The sequence below is a fragment of the Pseudomonas protegens CHA0 genome, assembly GCF_000397205.1.
GTDB lineage: Bacteria > Pseudomonadota > Gammaproteobacteria > Pseudomonadales > Pseudomonadaceae > Aquipseudomonas > Aquipseudomonas protegens.
The window spans coordinates 3,129,541-3,152,183 of record NC_021237.1 but is presented as its reverse complement, the minus strand read 5'-3'; the positions used below and the strand labels follow the sequence as shown (position 1 = coordinate 3,152,183).

General features: G+C 63.7%; 10 protein-coding genes. 2 read left to right on the top strand and 8 right to left on the bottom strand.

The genetic code is table 11. From position 1 onward, the window contains the following. Positions 1-5: 5 nt before the first annotated feature. Genes PFLCHA0_RS14260 through PFLCHA0_RS14225 form a run of 8 tightly spaced genes read right to left on the bottom strand, consistent with a single transcriptional unit; the run spans position 6 to position 19,525 of the window. Complete coding sequence (locus tag PFLCHA0_RS14260; RefSeq protein ID WP_011061085.1) at positions 6-788, bottom strand: thioesterase II family protein; 783 nt, start codon at positions 786-788, stop codon at positions 6-8. A gap of 3 nt (positions 789-791) precedes the next feature. Beyond that, positions 792-2,288 (bottom strand): L-proline--[L-prolyl-carrier protein] ligase, encoded by a 1,497-nt coding sequence (gene pltF / locus PFLCHA0_RS14255; RefSeq protein ID WP_015635460.1) that lies wholly within the window; start codon positions 2,286-2,288, stop codon positions 792-794. Then, the gene (gene pltE, locus PFLCHA0_RS14250; RefSeq protein ID WP_011061083.1) at positions 2,285-3,427 is read right to left on the bottom strand and encodes an L-prolyl-[peptidyl-carrier protein] dehydrogenase; all 1,143 of its coding nucleotides are present in this window, start codon (positions 3,425-3,427) and stop codon (positions 2,285-2,287) included. Before pltE ends, pltF begins: the two co-directional genes overlap by 4 nt. A 1-nt stretch (position 3,428) precedes the next feature. Then, entirely contained in the window at positions 3,429-5,063 is a 1,635-nt protein-coding gene (locus tag PFLCHA0_RS14245; RefSeq protein ID WP_015635459.1) for an NAD(P)/FAD-dependent oxidoreductase, read from the bottom strand. Positions 5,064-5,113: 50 nt separating this feature from the next. Next, positions 5,114-10,438 (bottom strand): type I polyketide synthase, encoded by a 5,325-nt coding sequence (locus PFLCHA0_RS14240; RefSeq protein ID WP_041752219.1) that lies wholly within the window; start codon positions 10,436-10,438, stop codon positions 5,114-5,116. A gap of 48 nt (positions 10,439-10,486) precedes the next feature. Then, complete coding sequence (locus tag PFLCHA0_RS14235; RefSeq protein WP_015635457.1) at positions 10,487-17,863, bottom strand: type I polyketide synthase; 7,377 nt, start codon at positions 17,861-17,863, stop codon at positions 10,487-10,489. A 32-nt stretch (positions 17,864-17,895) separates the two neighbouring features. Then, complete coding sequence (locus tag PFLCHA0_RS14230; RefSeq protein ID WP_011061079.1) at positions 17,896-19,245, bottom strand: NAD(P)/FAD-dependent oxidoreductase; 1,350 nt, start codon at positions 19,243-19,245, stop codon at positions 17,896-17,898. 13 nt (positions 19,246-19,258) lie between these two features. After that, entirely contained in the window at positions 19,259-19,525 is a 267-nt protein-coding gene (locus PFLCHA0_RS14225) for a phosphopantetheine-binding protein (RefSeq protein ID WP_011061078.1), read from the bottom strand. Positions 19,526-20,010: 485 nt separating this feature from the next. On the opposite strand from PFLCHA0_RS14225, the gene PFLCHA0_RS14220 reads away from it, so the two are divergent. Both PFLCHA0_RS14220 and PFLCHA0_RS14215 read left to right on the top strand, forming a co-directional pair. Next, a complete protein-coding gene (locus PFLCHA0_RS14220) occupies positions 20,011-21,042 on the top strand; it encodes a LysR family transcriptional regulator (protein WP_011061077.1) in 1,032 nt (343 codons plus the stop codon). After that, positions 21,039-22,547 (top strand): NAD(P)/FAD-dependent oxidoreductase, encoded by a 1,509-nt coding sequence (locus PFLCHA0_RS14215; RefSeq protein ID WP_011061076.1) that lies wholly within the window; start codon positions 21,039-21,041, stop codon positions 22,545-22,547. The genes PFLCHA0_RS14220 and PFLCHA0_RS14215 overlap by 4 nt, the downstream gene beginning before the upstream one ends. Positions 22,548-22,643: the final 96 nt, after the last annotated feature.

Sequence of the window (22,643 nt, the reverse complement as noted above, 5' to 3'; positions counted from 1 at the left end):
TCGGCTCACACCGCCAGACTGCCAGGCTGATTGTGCAGGGCGCTGCCCAGCACTGTTTTGACCCGCGACATGACCTGGGCGTCGAGAAAGAAATGGCCACCGGCAAACACGAACTGCTCGAAGCCGCCCAGGGTGTAGCGCCGCCACTGCTGCATCTGCGCAGGCGGCGCAATCAGGTCCTGGGCGCCACTCAGGCAGATCATGCGGGTGTCCAGCGGCTGCGGCTGGGCACCGGCGTAGGAGTAGACCATCTGTATGTCGGCCTGAATGATGGGCAGGTACATCTGCATCAGGTCCTCCTCGGCCAGCACCACCGCCGGCACGCCCCCCATGGCCTGCAGCGCGGCGATGGCCTGCTCTGCCGGCAGCTGGTGCAGCGGTGCTACCCGTTGCCGCACATGGGGCGCAACCATGCCCGAGAGCATCAGCTGCTGCGGCATCGGCAACCGCCGCTCCTGCAGCACACCGGCGACCGCAAAGGCCAGCAAGGCGCCCATACTGTGGCCGAAGAAACAGCAGGGGATGTCATCGCCAAACTGCTCCAGGCAGTCGGCCACGTCATTGGCCGCCGCCTGCATGTCGCTGTAGCAGGCCTCCTGGCTGCGACCCTCGCGGCCCGGCAACTGCAAGGCATACAGGTCGACCTGGTCGTACAGGGGCAGGAACCAGCGATGAAAGACCGAGGCCCCGCTCCCGGCATAGGGAAAGGTGAACAGGCGCATCTTGCCCCGAGGCCGGCTGGCATAGGGAAACCAGGCGTCCTTGGCCACGCGTGATGGAGTTCCCATGGGTCAGCCCTCCACCTGCCTGGCCAGGGCGAAGCGATCGACCTTGCCATTGGCGTTGCGTGGCAGTGCGTCCAGGCACAGCACCTTGTCGATGATCATGTAGCGAGGCAGGCGCTGGGCGCAGTGGCGCTTGAGGTCGATCAGCGAAAGAGCGTCCCGGGTGTGAGCGACCAGCACGCCCCACAACTGCGCGTTCATCCCCTCCCCGACCACCAGCACGGCGGCCTCGCTGACCTGGGGATGGGCCAGCAGCGCGGCTTCGACTTCCCCGCGCTCGATCCGGTTGCCACGCACCTTGAGCATGTCGTCACGACGCCCCAGGTATTCGTAGTTGCCGTCAGGCCGCTGCCTGACCATATCGCCGGTCTTGTAGGGCCCCTCCTGAGCCGGCTTGGCGAAATAGCCCAGCATGACCGTAGGCCCCTGCACCACCAGCTCACCTTCTTCACCCACTGCGCAGCGGCTGCCATCAGGCTTTTGCGCCCACACCTGGTTGCCGGAGGCGGCCGTGCCGATGGGCACCGGGAGCACGCGCTCGGGATCGATGGCGCCGACCTCGAATGCGGTGCACACATTGGTTTCCGTGGGGCCGAAGAGATTGGCCAGACGCACATCGGCATAGGCCGCGCGCAGGTCACGCAGGTGCTTGATCGGAAAAGGCTCGCCGGCGAACAACAGTACCCGCAGGGTGTCCTGGATATCGCTGAGCAAGTCGCCGTCTTGCATCATCATCATGAGTACCGAGGGCACCGAGTACCAGATGCTGATTTCGTGCTGGCGGATGAAGTCGGTCAGCAGCCGCGGCGAGAACGCGATCGACTCGGGAACCAGGCACACCGTCGCGCCCACATTGAGCGCGCAGTAGATGTCCAGGACCGACAGGTCGAAATGCAGGGGGGCATGGTTGGCGAAACGCTCGCCAGGCTGGAAGCAATAGCGCTCGCACGCCCAGTCGACGAAGGCCAGGGCATTGCCGTGGCTGAGCGCAACCCCTTTGGGCACGCCGGTGGACCCGGAGGTGTAGAGGATGTAGGCCAGATCGTCCGGCTGGATGCGCAGCGTAGGCACTACGCTGGAGCCGGTATCGATGTTGCGCCAGTAGCCGGCGCTGGCCGGGTCGTCCAGGACCACGCTGCGCACCTGGGCAAGCGCGGAGCCGGCGAGTTCTTCCAGGCGTGCCGCGGTGCAGAGGACCAGCACGGCCTGGGAATCCCCGGCGATCTTTTCCAGGCGCGACACCGGGCTCAGTGGGTCCACCGGCACATACACCACCCCCAGCCGCAGGGCCGCCTGCATGACCGCCACCAGGTCCACCGACTTGTGCGCCCAGAGCAGGATCCGCTGCCCCTGGCCGACCCCCAGGGCACAGAGCATTGCCACGAATTCCCGGGTCCTGAGCTCCAGCGCCTCGTAGCTCAAGGCATCCTGCTCATCCACCACCGCCGTCTGCCGCGGGTAGCGGGCAAGGCTGTGCATCATCCGTTCATGGAGCAGCTTCATAGCTTCAGCTCCCGGGCAATGATCTCGTGCTGCATGTCGCTGGTGCCGGAAAAGATCGTAGTGCCGATGGAATCGCGCAGCATCGCCTCGATCCCGAAAGACTCCAGGCAGCCCCGGCCGCCGAAAATCCTCACCGCATCGATGCTAGATGCCAGCGCCCCTTCACTGATGGCCAGTTTCGACAGGGCAATGTTGAGCTGCCCCGGATCGCCCTGGTCCATGCCCCAGCACGCCCGGAACAGCAGCAACCGCGCCGACTCCAGGCGCAGCTTCATTTGCGCGATACGGTGCGAAACCGCCTGGTTGTCGCCAATCGGCTTGCCAAACTGGCGCCGGGTGCGCGCATGCTCGATGGTCTGTTCCAGTTGCCGCTCCATCATCCCCAGGAACGCTGCGAACAGGCAGGCACGCTCCCAGCCCATGGAGCTCTGGAACACCTGCCGGCCCTGCCCCTCCTCACCCAGGCGGTTGACCTCAGGAACCCTGCAATCGTCAAAGAACACTTCACCCGCGGGGCAGCTTCTCAGGCATACCTTGTCCAGGGGCTCACTGACCCTGAGCCCCGCACTGCTGCGGTGGACGATAAAACCGCTGACCCCCAGGGCACCGTACTCGGGCTGGGTGGTGGCATAAGTCACGAAGATGTCGGCAATCGGCGCATTGCCGGCAAAGCTCTTGTGGCCGTCAAGGCGATAACTGCCATCGGCCTGGGGCCAGGCACGGCTCTTCAAATTGCTGGAGTCGGAGCCGGCCTCGGGTTCGGTGATCGCGTTGGAGCCGATGAATTCACCGCTGGCGAGTTTGGGCAACACATCGCGTTTGGTTTCCGCTGTTGCGAACTCGACGATCGGCATCGCACAGGCAAACTGGTGGGCCGCCGCCGCGAACACCAGGCCCATGTCTGTGCAACCCAGGCCAAAGGCGTGCATGGCAATGGCCGTCGACAGTGCACCCAGGCCCTGGCCACCGTATTCCCGGGGAATCGACAGCCCCAGCAATCCGGCCTCGCCGCAGATCGCCCATTGCCGGGCGGTGAAATACCGCGAGTGTTCATTGCCACAGGCCGCCAGTTGCTCGGCACACACCTGGGCGATCATGGCCGCATGTTTTTTCTGGGTATCGTCGTAGTTGAAGTCCATTTCAACTCTCCTTGCGCAGGGAAGGTTTTCTGAAGGATCGATAGAAAATCAGCCGTCCGACCTCTGAGGGCACTTGCATCAGGCCCCACCAGAGCGCCTTGAGCTTTCTCAAGGTGGTCAGTTGATAGACACGAGCGTGAGGATTAGCAAAATCAAAAATAGGCGGAACAAAACTGGCGTTGGCAAGCTCCGCAAAGATGCTGCTCGCCGCGTGCGCAGCAGAGACCTTGGCGCTTTTGACGTCATCACAAAGGCCCAGCGTAGTGTTGAGAATATCCTTGTACCCCTGATACAGAGGCATCCAGAAACCGTCCTCTGCGAGCTGGTCGATTTCATCGAACACCCGCGGGTCCAGGTCCTTGGCAAAGGCATCGTTGATCTTGCGCGCGGTGATGGTGGCGGCAATCGACTGCAGCAGCCAGACACGGGCGAAGGCATTCCACAACTCGGGGTCGCGAAACGACACATAGGCCGCCGAGGCGATCCGGTCACTCAAGCTGATGATGCTGTCCTGGGTCAGGACAAAATCATTCAGGGCCGGGCTGCGGTAGTCACCGCTGTGCGCCGCCTTGATCAGCCGGTGCGCCAGGGCCAGAACCAGTTCCGCAGCATTGGACAGCTTGCGCGAGAACAACAGATCGTTGCTCGCGGCGCCCTCGTCGAACATCAGGCAGCGGCGTTCGAGCGCCGTGCGATAGACCTGCCGGGGCGGCTGGCGCAGCGCCCACTCGCGAACCCGCCGGGCGCCGGACAGGTGCCGCCCCAGGCCGGGGTACAGCTCGATCAGGCCGGCCAGGACCTGGTCGCCGTCCATGCTCGGGCAGAGGTCCTCACGCAGTGAAACCAGCACGCTGACCAAAGGGTTGCGCGAGTGCTGATGGTTGTTGAACGGGATGACCCCCACCCAGCCCCCATCGAACACATGATGCAGAGTGCCGCCATGCCACTGGCCGGGAAAATCGCCCTGCACGCACTCATCGAACGGCACCACCCCGAGCATATGAGTGGAGAATTCCAGGGTCCGGGTCTTCTGCGTCGAAGCCTGGCTGACCAGGCCCGCCTGCCGCGCCAGCACCTGGCCGCCCTGGCTGCCATCAACCATGAAATCGGCAGTGACCCAGCGCCCCAGTGCCGTAGCTACCTTGACCCCGCTGTCCTCGACCAGCACCTCTGGGCTGTTGTCGATCTCCACCAGCTGCGCGCCATAACCGATGGCCGCCGCCAGCAGATAGGCATCGATATCGGGCCTGAACAGATGGTTCTCGCCATGCTCGGAGGGCACGTTGAATTGCAGCGCCTGGCCCAGGTCCACCGCCCGGCTGCGCTGGTGATAGATGAACCCGAGGTTCTTCTTGACCCCGGAAGACGGCATCACCTTCTGCTGGATATCCCGGGTGCGGGCGATATTCTTTATTTCCGGCACGCCATAGCGGTCGGCAATCAGCTCGAAAATCATCGAGGTATAGGGAATCGTCGCCTCACCGGTAAGGTCGGGGGGCATCTGCCGGTTGCGCAACAAACCGACCCGGACCTTGTTCCGGGCCAGGCAGGCGGCGAGCATGATCACGCTGATGCTGTTGCCCGCCAAGAGAATGTCGTAATGCTCTGGCGCCTTGCCAGACTGCACATCGTTCATAACCACCTCAATCACAGATCATGGGTCTGGGTTGCACTGCCCGCGGCCCGTCAGGCCTCGGCCACGCAGCCCTGTTCCTTTATCGAACGGGCCAGGAAGTCCGGCCACATCAGGCCCGGACACTCAAGAAACTCGCGGGCCTTGATCTCCAGCTTCAGATCGCGCCGGCAGCGGGCGACCATGTCCATCACCAGCAGCGAGTCCAGGCCGTAGTCCATCAGGCTGCCGCCATCCTCGAGCTTGGCCCGCACCTGTTCGGTCTTGACCCCGAGCAACTGCGCGTACTGCTCCCACACGTAGTCATCCAGCAATGCCAGGGCAGCAGCTTCGTCGGCGCCCGCCAGTTGCTGCAGGATCTCCACGTTGCTGCTGTCGCCGGCCCTGGCGGTCGGAGCCTGGCTGCGGATGTACTGCAGCAGCGGTTGCGGGCCGCGGGATTCGAGCAGTGGCTTGAAGCGATTCCAGTCCACCCCTGACACCACCATCTGGGGCAGCTCGCTGGCCAGAATCCGCGACAGCAGGCCGACGTTCTGTACCGGGGCGATCTGTTTCAAGCCAACGCTGGTGAGGAAATTCAGCACCTGCTCGTCGAACAGGTGACTGCCGCCGGCCCACAGCCCCCAGTCGATCACCAGGGCACTCAGGCCCATGGCCCGACGCTGCCACGCCAGGCTGTCGAGGAACTGATTGGCGGCTGCGTAGCTGGCGACATGCTGCGAACCCCAGACACTGGCGATGCTCGAACACAGGACAAAGAAGTCCAGGTCCAGCCCCAGGGACAGTTCGTGCAACAACCAGGTGCCCTCGACCTTGGGCCGCATCACCTGGTCGAAACTGTCACGGTCGACGTCCTTGAGATCCTGCGGAATTGAAATTCCGGCGGCATGGAAGATGCCCTTCAGGCTCGCGCCCGACGCCTCCAGACCGCAGAACAGCCGCTGCATGTCCTGGGGCGAGGTGATGTCGGCCTGGACGTAACTCACCCGCGATGCCGCAGCGCCGAAGCGCTCCAGGCCCGTGGCGACATCCTCCAGTGGCCGCCGGCCGGTGATCAGCACAGCGCCAGCGCCTTTATCCAGAAGCCACTGGGCCATGGCCAGGCCAATTCCACCCATGCCGCCGGTAATCAGGTAACTGCCCTGCGGGCAAGGTGCATAGGCCTGTGCTGGCAACTGCGCAGTGCTGAAATGGTTCAGGCGCTGGACATAACGCTTGCCCGGGCGCAGGCAGATCTTGTCCTCGCCATCGGGGTCACTGACTTCTTCGGCCAGCGCCCTTGCCCAGTGAGGATCGTCGGGGGCCAGGTCGATCAGCCCGCGCCAGTGTTCGGGGTGCTCCAGGGCGAGCGTCTTGCCCAGCCCCCACAACGGCCCGGTCGCCACTTGCAGGGGCTGGTCGCGATCCAGGCCAACGGCGTTTGCCCCTTGGGTCACCAGCCACAACCGGCCACCGCGCGGGCCCAGTTCGATGAGCGCCTGGACCATCTCCAGCAACGGGTGGAACAGCGTCGCCTGCAGGCTCGACAGGCTCTGCAGCGTGGTCGAGCCGGCATCCTCGATGTCTTTGCCATCGAGCACGATGATATCGGCGGCCAAGGCCTCGCCTTCATCGGTCAATGCCTGGCTCGGGTCCTGGGCCAGCACCCTCCGCGCGCTATCGAGCAACTGCTGCGGGCACAGGACCCGGGCACGATGCCCGCCACGCTGCAGGTGTTCGACCAGGGGAGCGGCGGTCTCCGGCGAGCGGCTGACCAGGGTGAACAAGCGGCCCTGCTGCGGCACTTCGGCGCGCTGGCGAGGGCGTTCGAGCCAATCCAGGCTGTAGAGCACGTCGGGCTGGTAAAGCATGCCACGCAGCGCCTCCTCACTCGGGGCGGCAGCCAGGGTCAGCCCTTCCAGGCTGCCTACACACTGGCCGTGCGCATCGTACAAGGCGCAGTCGAATTGCTGCGGATGTGCCTGGCTCGTGGCAATCACCAGGCTTTGTGCCCGGGGCGAAGCGGACCGGCTGGCGACCCAGCGGCGGATGCCGCTTATCGAGCCCGGCGCATCGCCCGGCACCGCCTGCCCCAGGTACTCGAGGACCTGCCCAAGGTGATTGCCGTGCGGATCGGGTTCTGCCGGCAACTGCATGTGGTAGACAAAGCCTGCGTCCTGGGTGGCGGCATGGCCCGGGTCCGGCAGGCCGCCCCGGACAGCCGCCGGCAGGCCTTCCAGGGTCAGCGACAGGACCGGCTGCCAATCGGCACCGGCAACCTTGGCCGCTGCGCTCAGGGCCGAACAGTTGACCTCCCAGGCCGCCCCGGACAGCGGCTTGAGTTCGGTGAACAGATGCAACTGGTCATCGACATGGAACGCCAGGGCCGGGGTGATGCTGGCGAGGCTCACCCCATAGGTGTCCAGCTGCAAGTGGCCGGCCAGCTCATCGCTCAGGGCTGCCAGCAACCGGTCAGGACGCAGCAGCGCCAGGTCATCGCGGATCTCGCCGCCCACGGCCTGCAGGAGCCCGCTATCGAGCGTCGACTCGAATGCCGGAGTGGGTGCATTGACCGAATGCCCCAGCAGCCGGCCGACCGCTCCCGCAGTGACCTGTTGCAGGGGCGAGCCGCTGGCGTTGTCGAACCAGTAGCGCTGGCGCTGAAACGCATACCCGGGCAAGGCCTGGCGCAAGGCCCCGTCATGCTCGTGCAGCCGGGCCCAGTCGAGGTTATGGCCGCCCACGTAGAGCTGCGCGGCGGCCAGGCGCAGGTCCCTGGACGGATCGCCGGCCCGGCGCAGGCTGGCCAGGACCAGGCTGTCGTCCGCCAGGGGGTGACGGCCGATCAGCGGCGTCAACACAGCATCGGAGGCCACTTCAAGGAAGGTTTTCACCCCCAGCTCTGCGATCAGGGTGTTGACCCCTTCGCTGAACCTCACGGCCTGGCGGGTGTGCGTACACCAGTAATCGGGCGAGCTCAGGCTGGAGAGCGTATGCACCCGGCCAGTGACACTGCTGATGACCGGCAAGCGCGGCTCGCTGAAGGTGATCTGCGCCACCGTCTGGCGGAACGCTTCAAGCATCGGCTCGGTGGCTGCGGTATGGAAGGCATGGGAAACCGCAAGCTTCTTGACCTTGCAACCGCTGGCGAGCGCCGCTTCGGCCAGCGCCTGGACCTCGGCTTGCGGCCCGGCCACCACCACGTCCTGCGGGCTGTTGACTGCCGCCAGTTCGATCGCGCTGCCGGGCCGGTCCTTGAGCAGCTCCAGCAGTTGCGCCTCGCTCATGCCCAGTGCGTACATCGCGCCGCCGGCCGTCATCAGTTGCTGGGCCAGGCGCCCACGCGCCTCCACCATCCGCAGCGCGTCAGCCAGGGATACCGCCCCGGCCACACAGATTGCACCGATCTCGCCGAAACTGTGTCCGAACAGCGCATCGGCAGCGACCCCCCAATGCATCCACAACCGCGCCAGGGCATATTCGACCGCGAATATCGCCGGCTGGGCATAGCGGGTCTGTTGCAGGTAGCTGTCACTGGCCGCACCCGCGTCCAGCACCAGGGTCAGCAGGTCCACGTCCATCAGCGGCTGCAACAGGGCGCGGCATTCATCGATCTGCGCCTTGAAGAATGGTTCGCTGTCATACAGTGCCTGGGCCATTGCCCGGTACTGGCAGCCCTGCCCCGGAAAGAGCATCACCAGCGGCGCCGCCGCTCCCTGGCAGCGCCCTTCGAATACATGGCCCACCACCTTGCGTGACGCATAGGCTGCCAGTTGCTCGCGCAGCCCCTCACGGCTATCGGCCACGGCCGCGAAACGATGGCCAAAGTGTGCCCGCCCGACGTTCGCCGTGTAGCACAGGTCCTTGAGTTCGAGCTGGCTGTTGTCGGCGATAAAACGTTCATAGCGTCCGGCAATCTGGCGCCGGGGCGTCTCGCCCTTGGCCGACAGAGTGATCAGCTGCCAGGGGTTGTCGCGTCCCTGGGCACGTTCGCGCAGCGGCGCGTCGCCCACTAGCACATGGGCGTTGGTGCCGGTGACACCAAACGAACTGACACCGGCGTGCCGCGCCTTGCCCTGGCGTGGCCAGGGCGTGGATTCGGTGACCACCTTCAGGGCCAGGCGATCCCATTCGATCCGCGGGTTGGGCGTGTTGAAGTGCACCTGGGGCACCAGGGCCTCTTGTTGCAGGCACAGCAGGACCTTGGCCAGCCCGGTCACCCCGGCGACCGGTTCGAGATGCCCCATGTTGGCCTTGATCGAGCCCACCAGCAGCGGTGCATCCACGGGCCGCTGCTTGCCCAGTACCGCATGCAGGGCGTGCAGTTCGATCGGGTCGCCCAGCGCGGTGCCGGTGCCATGGGCCTCGACATAGTCGACCTCGCTGCCCTGGAGCCCGGCCTGGCCGAGCGCCAGCCTGATCACCTCTTCCTGGGCGTGGATGTTGGGCACGGTGATGCCGCTGCTGGCGCCGTCGTTGTTGACCGCACTACCCTCGATCACGGCCAGCACCGGGTCCTGGTCGCGTACCGCATCGCTCAGCCGCTTGAGCGCAAGGATCACGCAGCCTTCGGCGCGCCCGTAGCCATCGGCCGCCGCGTCGAAGGTCTTGCAGCGGCCATCGGGGGCCACGGCCCGCAGCTTGCTGACCAGGATGAAACCGTAGGGCGACAGGATCAGGTTGACCCCACCGGCCAGCGCCAGCTCGCTCTCGCGGCTGCGCAGGCTGTTGCAGGCCTGGTGCAGGGCCACCAGGGATGAGGAGCAGGAGGTGTCGAGCACCACCGCCGGGCCCCTGGAGCCCAGGGTGTAGGCAATGCGCCCGGCCACGAAGCTGGTTTCGCCATAGAACTGGTAGGCGTTGACGTCCTCGACCGCGCCCAACTGCTGGCGCAGGCGCACGTAATCATTGGTACTGACCCCCATGAACACGCCGAGCTTCTTGCCATGCAGGCTGTCGGGGGCGATCGCGGCGTTCTCCAGGGCCTCCCAGGCAACCTCCAGGGCCAGGCGCTGCTGGGGGTCCATGCCTTCGGCTTCCTTGGGCGAAATGCCGAAGAAGCCCGGGTCGAACTGATCCACCCCCTCGATGAAGCCACCGCGCATGACGTAGGCCTTGCCGGGTGCCTGGGGATCAGGATGGTAATAGTCGGTGCCGTACAGACGGTCGCTGGGCATGTCGCCCACCGCATCGGTGGCGTTTTTCAGCAGGCTCCACAGCCGCTTCGGTGTGTCGGCACTGCCCGGTAGCCGGCACCCCAGGCCCACTATGGCGATCGGTTCGACAGGCGCCGAGCTCTTGCCGGCCACCTTTTCCTTGAGCGCACGGATGGTGGTGATTGCCTGAGCAAGACTCTCTTGCAGCTGTTCCTTGCTTACATCGCGGACATCGTTATCCATAAAGGCCTCGATCAGTGATTCTCTGGCAGTTGTCATCCAGCCCCAGGGCTAGTAATTGGCGATATCGCGCAGCTCGTCTTCGAGAGCACCAATCAGCTCGGCCCGTGACAGTTCATGCAGGTCCTGATGCCGCGACGCTGGCGACACAGGTTCGGGCGCCGCCACCGGCTCCCGGGTTTCAGGCGCCAGGAGCTGGCCCATGAGGTAGTCCGTGACCTGTTCGATGGAGGTGTATTCGAAGCCGAAGGTCGAAGGCAGGTCGATGCTCAACGCCCGGCCCAGCCGTGAGCGCAGGTCCAGCGACATGACCGAGGACATGCCCATGTCGAAGAAGCCCTTCCTGACATCGAGCTCCAGGCCATCGGCAACGCCGAACACCTGCCCCACTACCTCGCAGACCAGCGCCTGCATGGCCCGGCGCTGCTGCAGCGGTGGCAGGCCAATCAGCTCGGCCAGACGCTGATCCGCTGCGCTATCCGCTGCACCCAGGTGTTCGAGCAAGGGCCAGGGCAGCACGCTCAGGTACAGCCCTTTGAGTTGTTGCCAGTCGACATTGAGCAGCCCGCACTGGCCCTGGCCACCCAGCACGCGGGCTATGGCCTGCACTATCTGCGAGCGCTGCAAAGGCTGCAGGCCGCTGCCTTGCATGGCCGTGCGGGCTGCGGCGTCCTGCTCAAGCTCCTGTTCGCTCTGCGTCAGGTGCAGCAGCTGGCAGTTCAACCCCTGGCGCCGGCGCTGTGCATGCACCCACAAGGCATATGCATCGGCAATCGCCGAGCGGGCGAAGCCGGCCCCGCCAAGCAGGGAAGACACGCTGCCCAGGATCAGGAAGAACGCTTCAGGGTCATCGATCAGCTGGTGAACCTGCTGCAAGACCTCAAGCGGCCGAACGCCTTCCTGCATTCGCACGACAAACTCTGGCTCCTTGAGCGCAACCGTGCGCCAGTCAAGATCGAGGTGGATAAAGCCGGCGATGCGGTCTTGCGCTCGCAGCGTCGCGAAGGTGTCAGCCAGGTTTTCCCGGCTCAGGTCCGAGAGGCTGCTGATCGCCATCGCTTCGGGCATCCGCTCAGGCATGTGCAGTTGCCCGGGGGCCTCGCAGAGCAGCAGCACACGCTGCACACCCCGCTGCCCGAGCGCCGTCAGCACAGTCTCCAGGTCAGATCCCGGGACGGCATGCAGCACAACGGTTCCGTTCAGCGCCGGCGGCTCCAGGCGCTGTAGCGGGTCGGCTTGATCCTCCACCAGGTATTGCACCTCGACCCGGGCGCCGCTGATCGCAAAGTGATCATGGCCAGGTTGGCCGTGCAACAGCCGGCAGAGGCTGGCGTAGCTTCTTCTGTCGCTGCCCTGCAAAGTCACCAGACCGCCCCACCAGGCAGGCTGCTCCAGGGCGAAGATATGTGCGGCGCCCTGCCAGGTGGCCTGGACAGCGGCCATGGCCGGCGACGCAGCATCACTGGCATGAAGGGCGAACCAGACCGGCTTTGCCGGTGTTCCGACGCTGGCAATCGCACCGGCGAAGGCCTGTACCAGCGCCGCAGAGGCCACCAGGGATATACCGAGGCCGTCGGCCTCCTGAGCCTCAACGCCGGCAACGATCACCCCCAGGCAGGACGGATCGGCCACTGCCCCGCGCAACGCCGAGGACAGCTTGCGGGCCAGAGGTTGTTGCCCGGCGTGCAGCTCGATGACTTCGACCGGACGCTGTTCAGCCGCAAACGCCGCAGCCAGTGGCTGGACCTCGGCAGTGCTCCAGGCCAGCACCATCCAGTAGCCCTCGCGTTGCCGAGCGCCCTCGCCCGGCATCGGATAGTCCTGCCATTGGCGAGCGATCATCGGCAGGTCGAGGGGTGCAGTCTGGAGGTCGGGCAAGTACCACGAACCAGGATGGCCAAACTGCGGACCTTCGAACAGCGCCAGCTGGCAACCCCGGGCATCCACTACCTGCAGGCTGTCGGGTTTGTCGGCGTCATGGCCGGCCAGCACAATCCATACCTGCGCCGGCAGGTCTGCCCATACCTGGAGCCCGGAGAACCCGACCAGCGCGGCGGCGTGGGCGCCTTCAAACAGCTCGACCACACTGGCCAGCAACTGGGTCTGGCGCTCGGCCGCCGTCAGGGAGTGGGCAAAGCGGTACAAGGCCCGCTGCCCGCCCGTGGCCGCACACCCGGACCATGGGCACAGGCCAACGTCCGGCGCCGGCGGTGAAGGCTCATCGAGCATCGACACCCCGCACAGGGTTTCCTCCTGCAACTGCGCTGCACAGTCAACCAGGGTTCCGCTCATGCAGACCTGGCGGCGCTCGTCGCCGGCCCCTTGCAAGGCCAGTTCGAAGCAGGCGTCAGGCGCCTGGGTGAGGTGGATGCTCAGGTGCGAAGTGAGGTGCTGTTCGCCGCGCAGACGCAGCTGGGCAATCTGCAAGTCGCGGATCTGCTGCACGCCCCGTGGTGTTTCCCGCACCGCCTGGAGCACGGCATCCAGCAACAGGTGAGTCTTGACCCTGTACCCCTGTTCGCCCAGCGGGTCGTAATGCCCGGCCTGGGGAGCGAGAGCCCCCGACCAGTACCAGAGCTGCGCGGCCGGCCGTACCAGCCCCTGCAGGCAAGGATGGCCCGAGGCTGCCCGGGCGGGCTGCACCGCCGTAGCCGGCTGGCCAGCATCGATCCAGTAGTCGTTGAGCTGCCAGGGATAGGTGGGCAACCCGATGGCCTGACAGCCGTCCGGCAAGCGCTCGGGGCCCGGCGGCTGGGCGCAGCGGCCAAAGGCCTCGGCCAGGGTCGCCCAGGGTTCGCCGGCCGCGGGTTTGCGGTCATTGGCGATGGGGCTGCCGGCCAGCCAGGCCTGTAGTGCCTGAGCCAGCTCGCGGCAATCCTGGCCGTGGACGACCAGGCGTTCCTTGAACGCCGTGCGCCGCACCAGCGCGTTGTAGCAGATGGTCTGTGGGCAGTGCTCGGTAGCGCCCAGGAAGGACACATAGCGCTGGGCCAGCTCCGCCAATGCCGCCGGGGTGGCCGCGGACAGGCACAAGGCCACTGGTGCTGTGGCGGGTGGCAAAGGCGCTGTCGCGGGCGCCGTATAGCCCTTGAGCAGCACATGCACGTTGGTCCCGGTGAAACCAAAGGCACTGACCCCGGCCACCCGCGACTCCGGCCGGCCCGGCCAGTCCATGGCCTGATGCGCCAGCTTGAGGTTCATGGCCGCCCAGTCGACACGGGTGTTGGCCCGCTGCAGATGGGCTTGCGGGGCAATCCGGCCGTGCTCCACCACCAGGCAGGCCTTGATCAGCGAAGCGATGCCCGCTGCCGCCTCGAGGTGCCCGATATTGGCCTTGACCGAGGCCACCGTCAGCGGCGGACTGTCGGGGCTGGCCTGGCGATAGGCGTTGTGCAGGGCGTTGAGCTCGATGGGGTCACCCAGCACCGTGCCGGTGCCATGGGCCTCGACGTAGCTGACTTGCCCCGGATGCACGCCGGCGTTGGCCAGTGCTTCGCTGATCAGCGCCTCTTGCGCCGGACCATTGGGCACTGTCAGCCCGGCACAGGCACCGTCGTGATTGACCGCCGAACCGAGAATCGTCGCGACAATCGGGTCACGCTCCCGCTCGGCCTGGGCCTGGCGCTTGAGAATGACCACGCCGCAGCCCTCCCCTCGACCGTAACCGTCGGCACTGTCGTCGAAGGCCTTGCTGATGCCGTCCGGGGCCAATGCGCCGGCCTGCCCCATGGATTGAAAGATCGACGCCGAGGCGATGACATTCACCCCACCCACAATCGCGATGTCGCACTCCGCGGCACGCAAGCTGTTGCACGCCAGATGGATGGCCGTGAGCGATGACGAGCATGCGGTGTCCACCGTCAGGCTCGGCCCACGCACGCCGAGAAAATGCGAGAGGCGCCCGCAGATCGCCGAAAACGAACTGCCAGTGCCGTAGTGGGCATCCACGCCTTGCGCGCTACCCAGGACCCGGGTTTCGTAGTCGTGGGAGTTGGCCCCGACAAACACCCCGACCCTCTGTTCCAGCAGCTTCTCCTGAGGGATACCGGCCCGTTCCAGAGCCTCCCAGGCCACCATCAGCAACAGCCGTTGCTGGGGGTCCATGCTCCGGGCTTCCTTGGGGGAAATGCGGAAGAACGCTTCGTCGAACCCTTCGGGGCGCTGGATAAGGCTGGCAAACCGCGGGAAGGTTTCCTCCGGCTTGGCGCCGGCGAGCCGGGACGGCGGTACCGGCCCCACGGTGTCCGTCTGTTCCAGCATCAGCTTCCAGAGTGCCTCGGGGCTGTCGGCCTGGGGAAACCGGCACGCCATGGCCACCACGGCGACGCTCCCTGCGGCGTCGGGCGCCCCGGCATCGACCGTTACCGGGGTGCTGGCCGGCTCCCGGGACAGCAGCCCTTCCAGGTACTGGCCCAGCCGGTTGATGGTGGGATAGTCGAAGCCCACGGTCGCCGACAGCTTGAGGGCGAACTGGCGCTCCAGCATGCGCTTGAACTCAACCAGGGAAATCGAGCTCAGGCCCAGTTCGAAGAAGCCTCGATCCGGGTCCGGGTCGGCACAGGCCACGCCGATGATCTGCGTCAGCAGTGCACCAATCTGCGCCCGCACATCCCCCACCGGCTGCGCCGCTGCGGGCACCTTGGCCGGTGCCGGCACAGCGGCCTGTGCCAGCTGCGGCACGCTCAGCGCCACATCGTTGGCCTGGGCGCAGAGATTGCCCTGGGCGTCATACACCAGTACCTGCGCCCGCAGCTGGGACACGAGCCCTGCCGGCTGCGGCCGCGGCGCCGGGGCAAACCAGAAACGCTCCTGCTGCCAGGGATAGGCCGGCAGCTCCAGCGCCGCCTCCCTGGGTTGGAAGGCTTGCCAGTCGGGACCTGCGCCCCACTCATACAGGCGGGCAACAATACTGGCCAGCTCCAGGGCGGCGTCGCCCTGCTTGTGCAAGGCGCCGCACACTAGTCCCTGGGTTCCCTTGTCGGCCAGGGCCTGGTTGATCGACGCCGCCAGCACGGTGTGCGGGCCGATCTCGACGAACAGCCGGTGCCCCTGCTCGATCAACTGTTCGATGGCGCGATCGAAGCGCACGATGCCACGGGCATTCCTCGCCCAGTAGTCGGCATCTGCCAGGATCGGCTCCTCGGGCATCGCGCTGGTGGAAATCCAGGGCGTGTGCGCGGCAAACACCGGCAAATCCTCCAGCCCCGCGCGGATCTGCGTCAGGCACTCATCCATCTGGCGGGAGTGGAAGGCATATTCCGCCGACATCAGGTAAGTGAAGATGCCTTCGTCACGCAGTTGCTGATCCAGAGCCTGTACAGCCTGCGGGCTGCCGGACACCACACAGCTGTTTCGACTGTTGACCACCGACAGTTCCAGTTGCGGGTTGTTCGCCAGACGCGACTGGAGCGTCGGCGCGGGCAAGCCCACCACCAGCATCCGCCCCTGCCCCAGGGTGTCCTTCATGGCCTGGGCCCGATGGTGGATGACCCGCACCGCCGACTCCAGGTCCAGTGCTCCGGCGCAATAGGCCGCGGCCACTTCCCCCATGGAGTGGCCGACCACCGCCGCCGGGATCACACCCCACTGGCGCAGGCATTCACTGATCGCCACCTGGATGGCAAAGATGCAGGGCTGGGCAAATTCGGTCAGGTGCAGGCGGGACCCACTGGCGTCGCTGCGCAGCTCGGCCTCCACCGACCAGCTTGCCCACTGGGCCAGCGCCTGGTCGCAACGCCGGATCATCGCCAGGAAGGCCGGCTCCCGTTCAAGCAGGTCGCGACCCATTCCCACCCACTGGGCGCCCTGCCCGGTAAACACCAGCACGGGCCCGCGCCGATCCTCTTCGTCCGTCGTGCAGGCCAAGGTCGGGGCCGGCAACTGCTCCAGCTGGCTCTTCAATTGCGCGGCGTTCGCACCCACCACGGCCGACCGGTAGGGAAAGTGATCACGACGATGAATGGCGCTGGCGACAAAGGCTTGCAATTGCCCATCGTCCTGCTGCGGCAGATGAACGGCATAGGCCCTGGCCTGCTCCACCACGGCCTGCGCGGACCTGGCCGATACCGGCAGGACCCAGGGCCGGCCCTGTGCCGATCGTTCCTGCTGCGGCTGTGCCTGCCGATAGGCGCTGGCATCTTCGAGAATCATGTGGACGTTGGTGCCACTGAGCCCGAAACCACTGATTCCAGCCAGGCGCGGCCGGTCGGGCAACGACTCGATCGCCGTGGGCACCGCCAGCCGGGAACGCTTCCAGTCCACCAGTGGGTTCAACTGTGCGAGATGCAGTTGCGCAGGCACCTCAGCGTGCTTGAGAACCATCATGGTCTTGATCACGCTGGCCATTCCGGCGGCCGCATCCAGATGGCCCATGTTGGCCTTGACCGAGCCCACCCACAGCGGCCGCTCACGCCCCTGGAAGGCACTGTCCAGCGAAGAGAGTTCGATCGGATCGCCCAGGGGCGTACCGGTGCCGTGGGCCTCGACATAGTCGATGTCGTCCACGCTCAAGCCGGCCACTTTCAGGGCCTGGCTGATCACCGCAGCCTGGGCATTGGCGTTGGGCACGGTCTGGCCGGCACTGGCGCCATCCTGGTTGATCGCCGAGCCCCTGATCACCGCCTGGATCGGATCGCCATCGCGCAGGGCATCTGCCAGGCGCTTGAGCACCGTGACCCCGCAGCCTTCGCCCCGGACGATCCCGTCGGCCGCCGCATCGAATACCCGACAGCGGCCACTGGGGGAAATCGCCCTGATCTGGCTCATGTAGATCGTCAGGTCCGGCGCCAGCATCAGGTTCACCCCTCCGGCCAGGGCCATGTCCGCCTCCCCTGCCTGCAAGGCGCGACAGGCCAGGTGCATGGCCACCAGGGAAGAAGAGCATGCAGTGGTCACGGTCATTGCCGGCCCATGAACACCCAGGTGGTAGGCAATACGCCCGGCGGCGAAGCTGAATTCCTTGCCGGCGGCATAGTAGGGATTGATCTGTTCGATCCCGGCCTCGCGGGAATGCAGTGCCAGGTAATCCATGCCCAGCATGCCGACATAGACCGCGGTCCTGCTGCCTTTGAGCTGCTCGCGGGTCAGGCCGGCACGGGCCACGCTTTCACAGGCGACCTCCAGCAGCAGGCGCTGCTGGGGGTCCATTTCCTTGGCTTCAGAGGCCGAGATGCCAAAGTAATGCGCATCGAAGCGGTCGATGTGCTCGAGGAACGCCCCCACCTTGCTGTAGGTCGTACCGGTTTCAGCAGCGCTCTCATCGTAGATCGCCGCTGTGTCCCAGCGCTCTGCGGGAACCGGTCCGACAAAATCGGTCCCAGCACGAAGGAGCTCCCAGAATGCCTCGGGGGTCGATGCACCTTTGGCAAAGCGGCATCCACTCCCGATGATTGCAATGGGTTCAAAATCCATGGGCGCACGAGCATCCATTCAGTCATCTCCTTCGACTGGGTGTTTAGTGTTTAGAACGCGGGTTTGGCGGTAGGAACCTGCATGTCGCCCAGGTACTTGTGCCAGAGGTGTTCCGGGTCGCTTTCAACCGCAGCGATGATTTCGCGCATCTTGTCCAGCACTTCCAGGCGCTTGCCGCTGTAGACGTCCCCTTGCAGCAATTGCAGGATGTCCAGGCGGTAGCGTGGGTCTTGAACGAACGCGGTGAAGAGGATGTTCAGGCGGTAATAGAGCGTGATGAACTCATACCAGTTCTTGATGCCATTCCTGATCATGCCTTCGTAGTGAGTGAAACTGGACTTGCTAAAGTCGTTGTTCTTCACCGCCTCGATGATGTCGCCGCTGGCGATGCGCGCACTGTTGAGTGCAACGCTGACGCCGCTGGAGAAGATCGGGTCGACGAACCGTGCGGCATCGCCGATCAGCACGAAGCTGTCGCCACAGACTTCTTTCATGCCGTAGCTGTAGTCCGCCTCTTTCTTGAACGGGCGGACCTGCTCCGATGCCTTCAGCGCGTCATGCAGGTTTTCCCGGGTCTTCACCGCTTCCCAGAAGAACTCTTCATAGGTGAGGTCGGAGTTGGTGTAGTTCTGCTTCTGCGTAACCACGCCCACGCTGGTAATGGTTTCGGTGATCGGGATCTGCCAGACCCAGGTATTGGTCATCGGCAGGAAGTGAATGAAGATGTAGTCGACCTTGTCCGGGCTTTGCGTCGCCGACTTGCGGTCGAAGTTGTCGAACCAGGAGTGAATCGCGAACTGGTTGAAGACCGGGTCCTTTTCTCGCAAGCCCAGCCGGCGGCCCAGCAGCACGTTGCGACCGCTGGCATCCACCACCATCTTCGCCTTGATCTCCACGCTGCGCTTGCCCAGCTTGGCATTGACAATGACATTGCCCGGGCTGAGAAACTCGACGTCAGCGATCTCCACGCCCTGGAAGACCTTGGCCCCCAGCGAACCTGCGTGCTCCAGAAGAATGCGGTCGAACTTGCCGCGGTCGACGTGGAACGTGAAGTCGCGATCGACCCCTTCCTGCTTGCGCTCGTTGAAGAGGATTTCCGCCGAACGGAAATCGTGGTCCAGCCCCTGGAAGCCCATCTTGTCTTCGGGGCCGGAATCTGCCGAGGTCCAGGCAGCGCCGAACTTCTTCGGGAAGTTGGCTTTCTCGATCTTTTCCATCACCCCGATTTCCAGCAGCACCGGAGTGGTGGCCGGTACCAGCGACTCGCCAACATGCTCGCGCTCGAACAGTTCTTTTTCGAACACCGCGCATTTGACACCGGCTTTTGCCAGGTAGGAGGCCATGGTCGAACCCGCCGGCCCGCCACCGATAATCACTACATCATAATCATGATCGCTCATTGCCCACTCCCTGTTAGGCGCACTCGGCCTTTAGTTGCTCGACAGTCCTGGATATTGCATTCAGGTCTTTAAAATATTTGCCGGTGATATGGGTACTTGGAATCGAGACACCCATTTCATCCCTGATGTAGACCATGAGCTTGACGATATTCATCGAGTTGAGAATGCCCCACTCCAGTAGTGGAGTCTGGTCATCAAGCTCATCTTCCTTTGCACTTGGCCCGATCAAATCTTCCATGATGTAGCGACGAATCTTTTCTTTAACTTCCTCTCCGTCCATAGACGTACGCTCCTGCATTCGACAATCGTGGGTTGGGAAAACCCGTCTACAATCCTCAATAAGAATGCACTTGTGAATAGCCGTTTTTGCAAAAGGCCTTTGCATATCCGCAAAGGCAAAACAGCCCCGACAACATCGAAGCCAACACAACTTAACGATGTTCCACAGGCCTATATGACAGCCTTCAGAAAGTCATCTTCGAGCGCCCAAGCATAGTTTTGGCGCTCTGCGCAATTAGCCACTAGAACTATTTTTGTATCCAGATAGTGCAAACCAAGCCTTGCACTTGGACGGTGTTCCGCTCTGCGCCGGGTAGAGCTGTGGCGCCTGAAATGTTATGAATCAATTTTCCCAAAGCCAACTAATCATGGCCCCAGCACTGCTTGACAAACAAAAAGCCTAGCCGTACTAAGGAGGCTGTCATGATCTATTTGTAATTTGCCTTTACAAAAATAAGACACTAAAAATTCTAAAAGGATTTAGGAATGAAGGCGCTAGGCGTTGTCAATGACATAGACCTTTATATATCCGTAACTAAAACGGGTAGTTTCTCCGAAACAGGAAGACTACTTGGCATCCCACCTTCTTCGGTGATGCGCAGAATCAATAGCCTCGAAAAAGAACTTGAAACCTGTCTATTCAATCGATCGACAAAATGCTTGATACTTACCGAAACAGGCCTGCTCTTTCTCGAACATGCAAAGAACATCTCGAGATGCATTGGGCATGCTAGATCAGAAGTAAAAGAACACACTGCATCGACCCTAGGCGTTCTCAAGGTTTCAGCACCCGTGGCCTTTGGACGGCGCCATGTAGCGCCTTTATTGAGCAGAATACTGAACCATCATCCCGGTTTGAAAATTGAATTCTCGCTTAACGACAAAGCTCTCGACCCCAGCATCGATAACGTCGATATCTGTATCAAGCTGGGCATATTGCCGGACAGTAATCTGATTCCAACGAAACTTGCGGATATGCGGCGCGTGCTCTGCGCAAGCCCGGAATACATCCGGCAACATGGCTGTCCGCAAACTCTTGAAGACCTGTACCAACATGCCTGCCTGATCCACAGCACCTGCAGCAACTTCTCACTGACCTGGCAATTCAAGGTCGATGGCCTGCTCAAGAAGCTCATGCCCAGCAGCCGGCTATCGGTCAACAGTTCCGAGTTGCTGGTGGACGGCGCCCTTCAGGGCATAGGAATCATCCACGCGCCCACCTGGCTGGTGCATGAACAGATCGCCAGCGGTCAACTGGTGTCGCTGCTCGACGAATATTGCGAGGCCGATCCGCAACAGGGAGCGATCTACGCACTGAGGGCACGCAGCAGCGTTGTCCCGGCCAAGACCCGCCTGTTCATCAATGAGTTGAAACGCTCGATCGGCAGCACGCCTTACTGGGACTTGCCGTTTGAAAAGGAAATACCGCAGACCCTGGCCACCCTGCATTTCGATACCGCAATGCATTCAGCGCTTTCCAGAGCGACCACCTTGCAAGACAAGAGCCAGACATCATGAATCAGTACGACGTCATTATCATCGGTAGTGGTATCGCCGGCGCGCTGACCGGCGCCGTCCTCGCGAAGTCCGGGCTGAACGTTCTGATCCTCGACTCGGCCCAGCACCCACGATTCTCCGTCGGCGAAGCGGCGACACCGGAAAGCGGTTTTCTGCTGCGTTTGCTCTCAAAGCGCTTCGACATCCCTGAAATCGCCTACCTCTCGCACCCCGACAAGATCATCCAGCACGTCGGTTCGAGCGCCTGCGGGATCAAGCTGGGCTTCAGTTTTGCCTGGCATCAAGAGAACGCGCCGTCGTCCCCCGACCACCTTGTGGCCCCGCCGCTAAAGGTGCCGGAAGCCCATCTTTTCCGGCAGGACATCGACTATTTCGCCCTGATGATTGCCCTGAAACACGGCGCCGAATCCAGACAGAACATCAAGATCGAGTCGATCAGCCTCAACGACGACGGGGTCGAGGTGGCATTGTCCAACGCCGCCCCCGTCAAGGCCGCGTTCATCATTGACGCTGCTGCCCAGGGCTCTCCGCTTTCCCGCCAACTGGGCTTGCGCACCACCGAAGGGCTGGCGACCGACACCTGCTCATTCTTCACCCACATGCTCAATGTGAAGAGCTACGAAGATGCCCTGGCTCCGTTGTCCCGCACTCGTTCCCCCATCGAACTGTTCAAGAGCACCTTGCACCACATCTTCGAAGAGGGCTGGCTGTGGGTCATCCCCTTCAACAACCACCCGCAGGGCACCAATCAGTTGTGCAGCATCGGCTTCCAGTTCAACAACGCCAAGTACCGTCCCACCGAGGCGCCGGAGATCGAGTTTCGCAAACTGCTGAAAAAGTACCCGGCCATCGGCGAACACTTCAAGGATGCGGTCAATGCCCGGGAGTGGATCTACGCGCCGCGCATCAACTACCGCAGCGTGCAAAATGTCGGGGATCGCTTCTGTCTCCTGCCGCAAGCCACAGGGTTTATCGACCCGCTGTTCTCCAGGGGGTTGATCACCACCTTCGAGTCCATCCTCAGGCTGGCCCCCAAGGTGCTGGACGCCGCCCGCAGCAACCGCTGGCAACGGGAACAGTTCATCGAAGTCGAGCGCCATTGCCTGAACGCGGTGGCGACCAATGACCAGTTGGTCTCCTGCTCCTATGAAGCCTTCAGCGACTTTCACCTGTGGAACGTGTGGCATCGGGTCTGGCTCAGCGGCTCCAACCTGGGCAGTGCCTTTCTGCAAAAGCTGCTGCACGACCTGGAACACAGTGGCGACGCCCGCCAGTTCGATGCAGCGCTTGAGGCGGTGCGCTTCCCTGGCTGCCTGTCCCTGGACTCGCCCGCCTACGAAAGCCTGTTCAGGCAGTCGTGCCAGGTCATGCAACAGGCCAGGGAGCAAGCCAGGCCGGTGGCCGAAACCGCCAACGCGCTGCATGAGCTGATCAAGGAGCACGAAGCCGAGTTGTTGCCCCTGGGCTATTCACGGATATCCAATCGTTTCATCCTCAAAGTCTGAATGCCTGAGTGATGCCCGGGGCCGGGTGCCGGTGTCTGTGACCGGCAGCCAGCCCTGGCGATCCACCCGTCCGCCGAAAACCACAACACTTCCCGC

Coding starts and splice junctions, on each gene's coding strand:
- PFLCHA0_RS14235 (WP_015635457.1), bottom strand. CDS start 17,863: ATGGATGCTCGTGCGCCCATGGATTTTGAACCCATTGCAATCATCGGG.
- pltE (WP_011061083.1), bottom strand. CDS start 3,427: ATGGACTTCAACTACGACGATACCCAGAAAAAACATGCGGCCATGATC.
- PFLCHA0_RS14240 (WP_041752219.1), bottom strand. CDS start 10,438: ATGGATAACGATGTCCGCGATGTAAGCAAGGAACAGCTGCAAGAGAGT.
- PFLCHA0_RS14230 (WP_011061079.1), bottom strand. CDS start 19,245: ATGAGCGATCATGATTATGATGTAGTGATTATCGGTGGCGGGCCGGCG.
- PFLCHA0_RS14225 (WP_011061078.1), bottom strand. CDS start 19,525: ATGGACGGAGAGGAAGTTAAAGAAAAGATTCGTCGCTACATCATGGAA.
- PFLCHA0_RS14220 (WP_011061077.1), top strand. CDS start 20,011: ATGAAGGCGCTAGGCGTTGTCAATGACATAGACCTTTATATATCCGTA.
- PFLCHA0_RS14245 (WP_015635459.1), bottom strand. CDS start 5,063: ATGAACGATGTGCAGTCTGGCAAGGCGCCAGAGCATTACGACATTCTC.
- PFLCHA0_RS14215 (WP_011061076.1), top strand. CDS start 21,039: ATGAATCAGTACGACGTCATTATCATCGGTAGTGGTATCGCCGGCGCG.
- pltF (WP_015635460.1), bottom strand. CDS start 2,288: ATGAAGCTGCTCCATGAACGGATGATGCACAGCCTTGCCCGCTACCCG.
- PFLCHA0_RS14260 (WP_011061085.1), bottom strand. CDS start 788: ATGGGAACTCCATCACGCGTGGCCAAGGACGCCTGGTTTCCCTATGCC.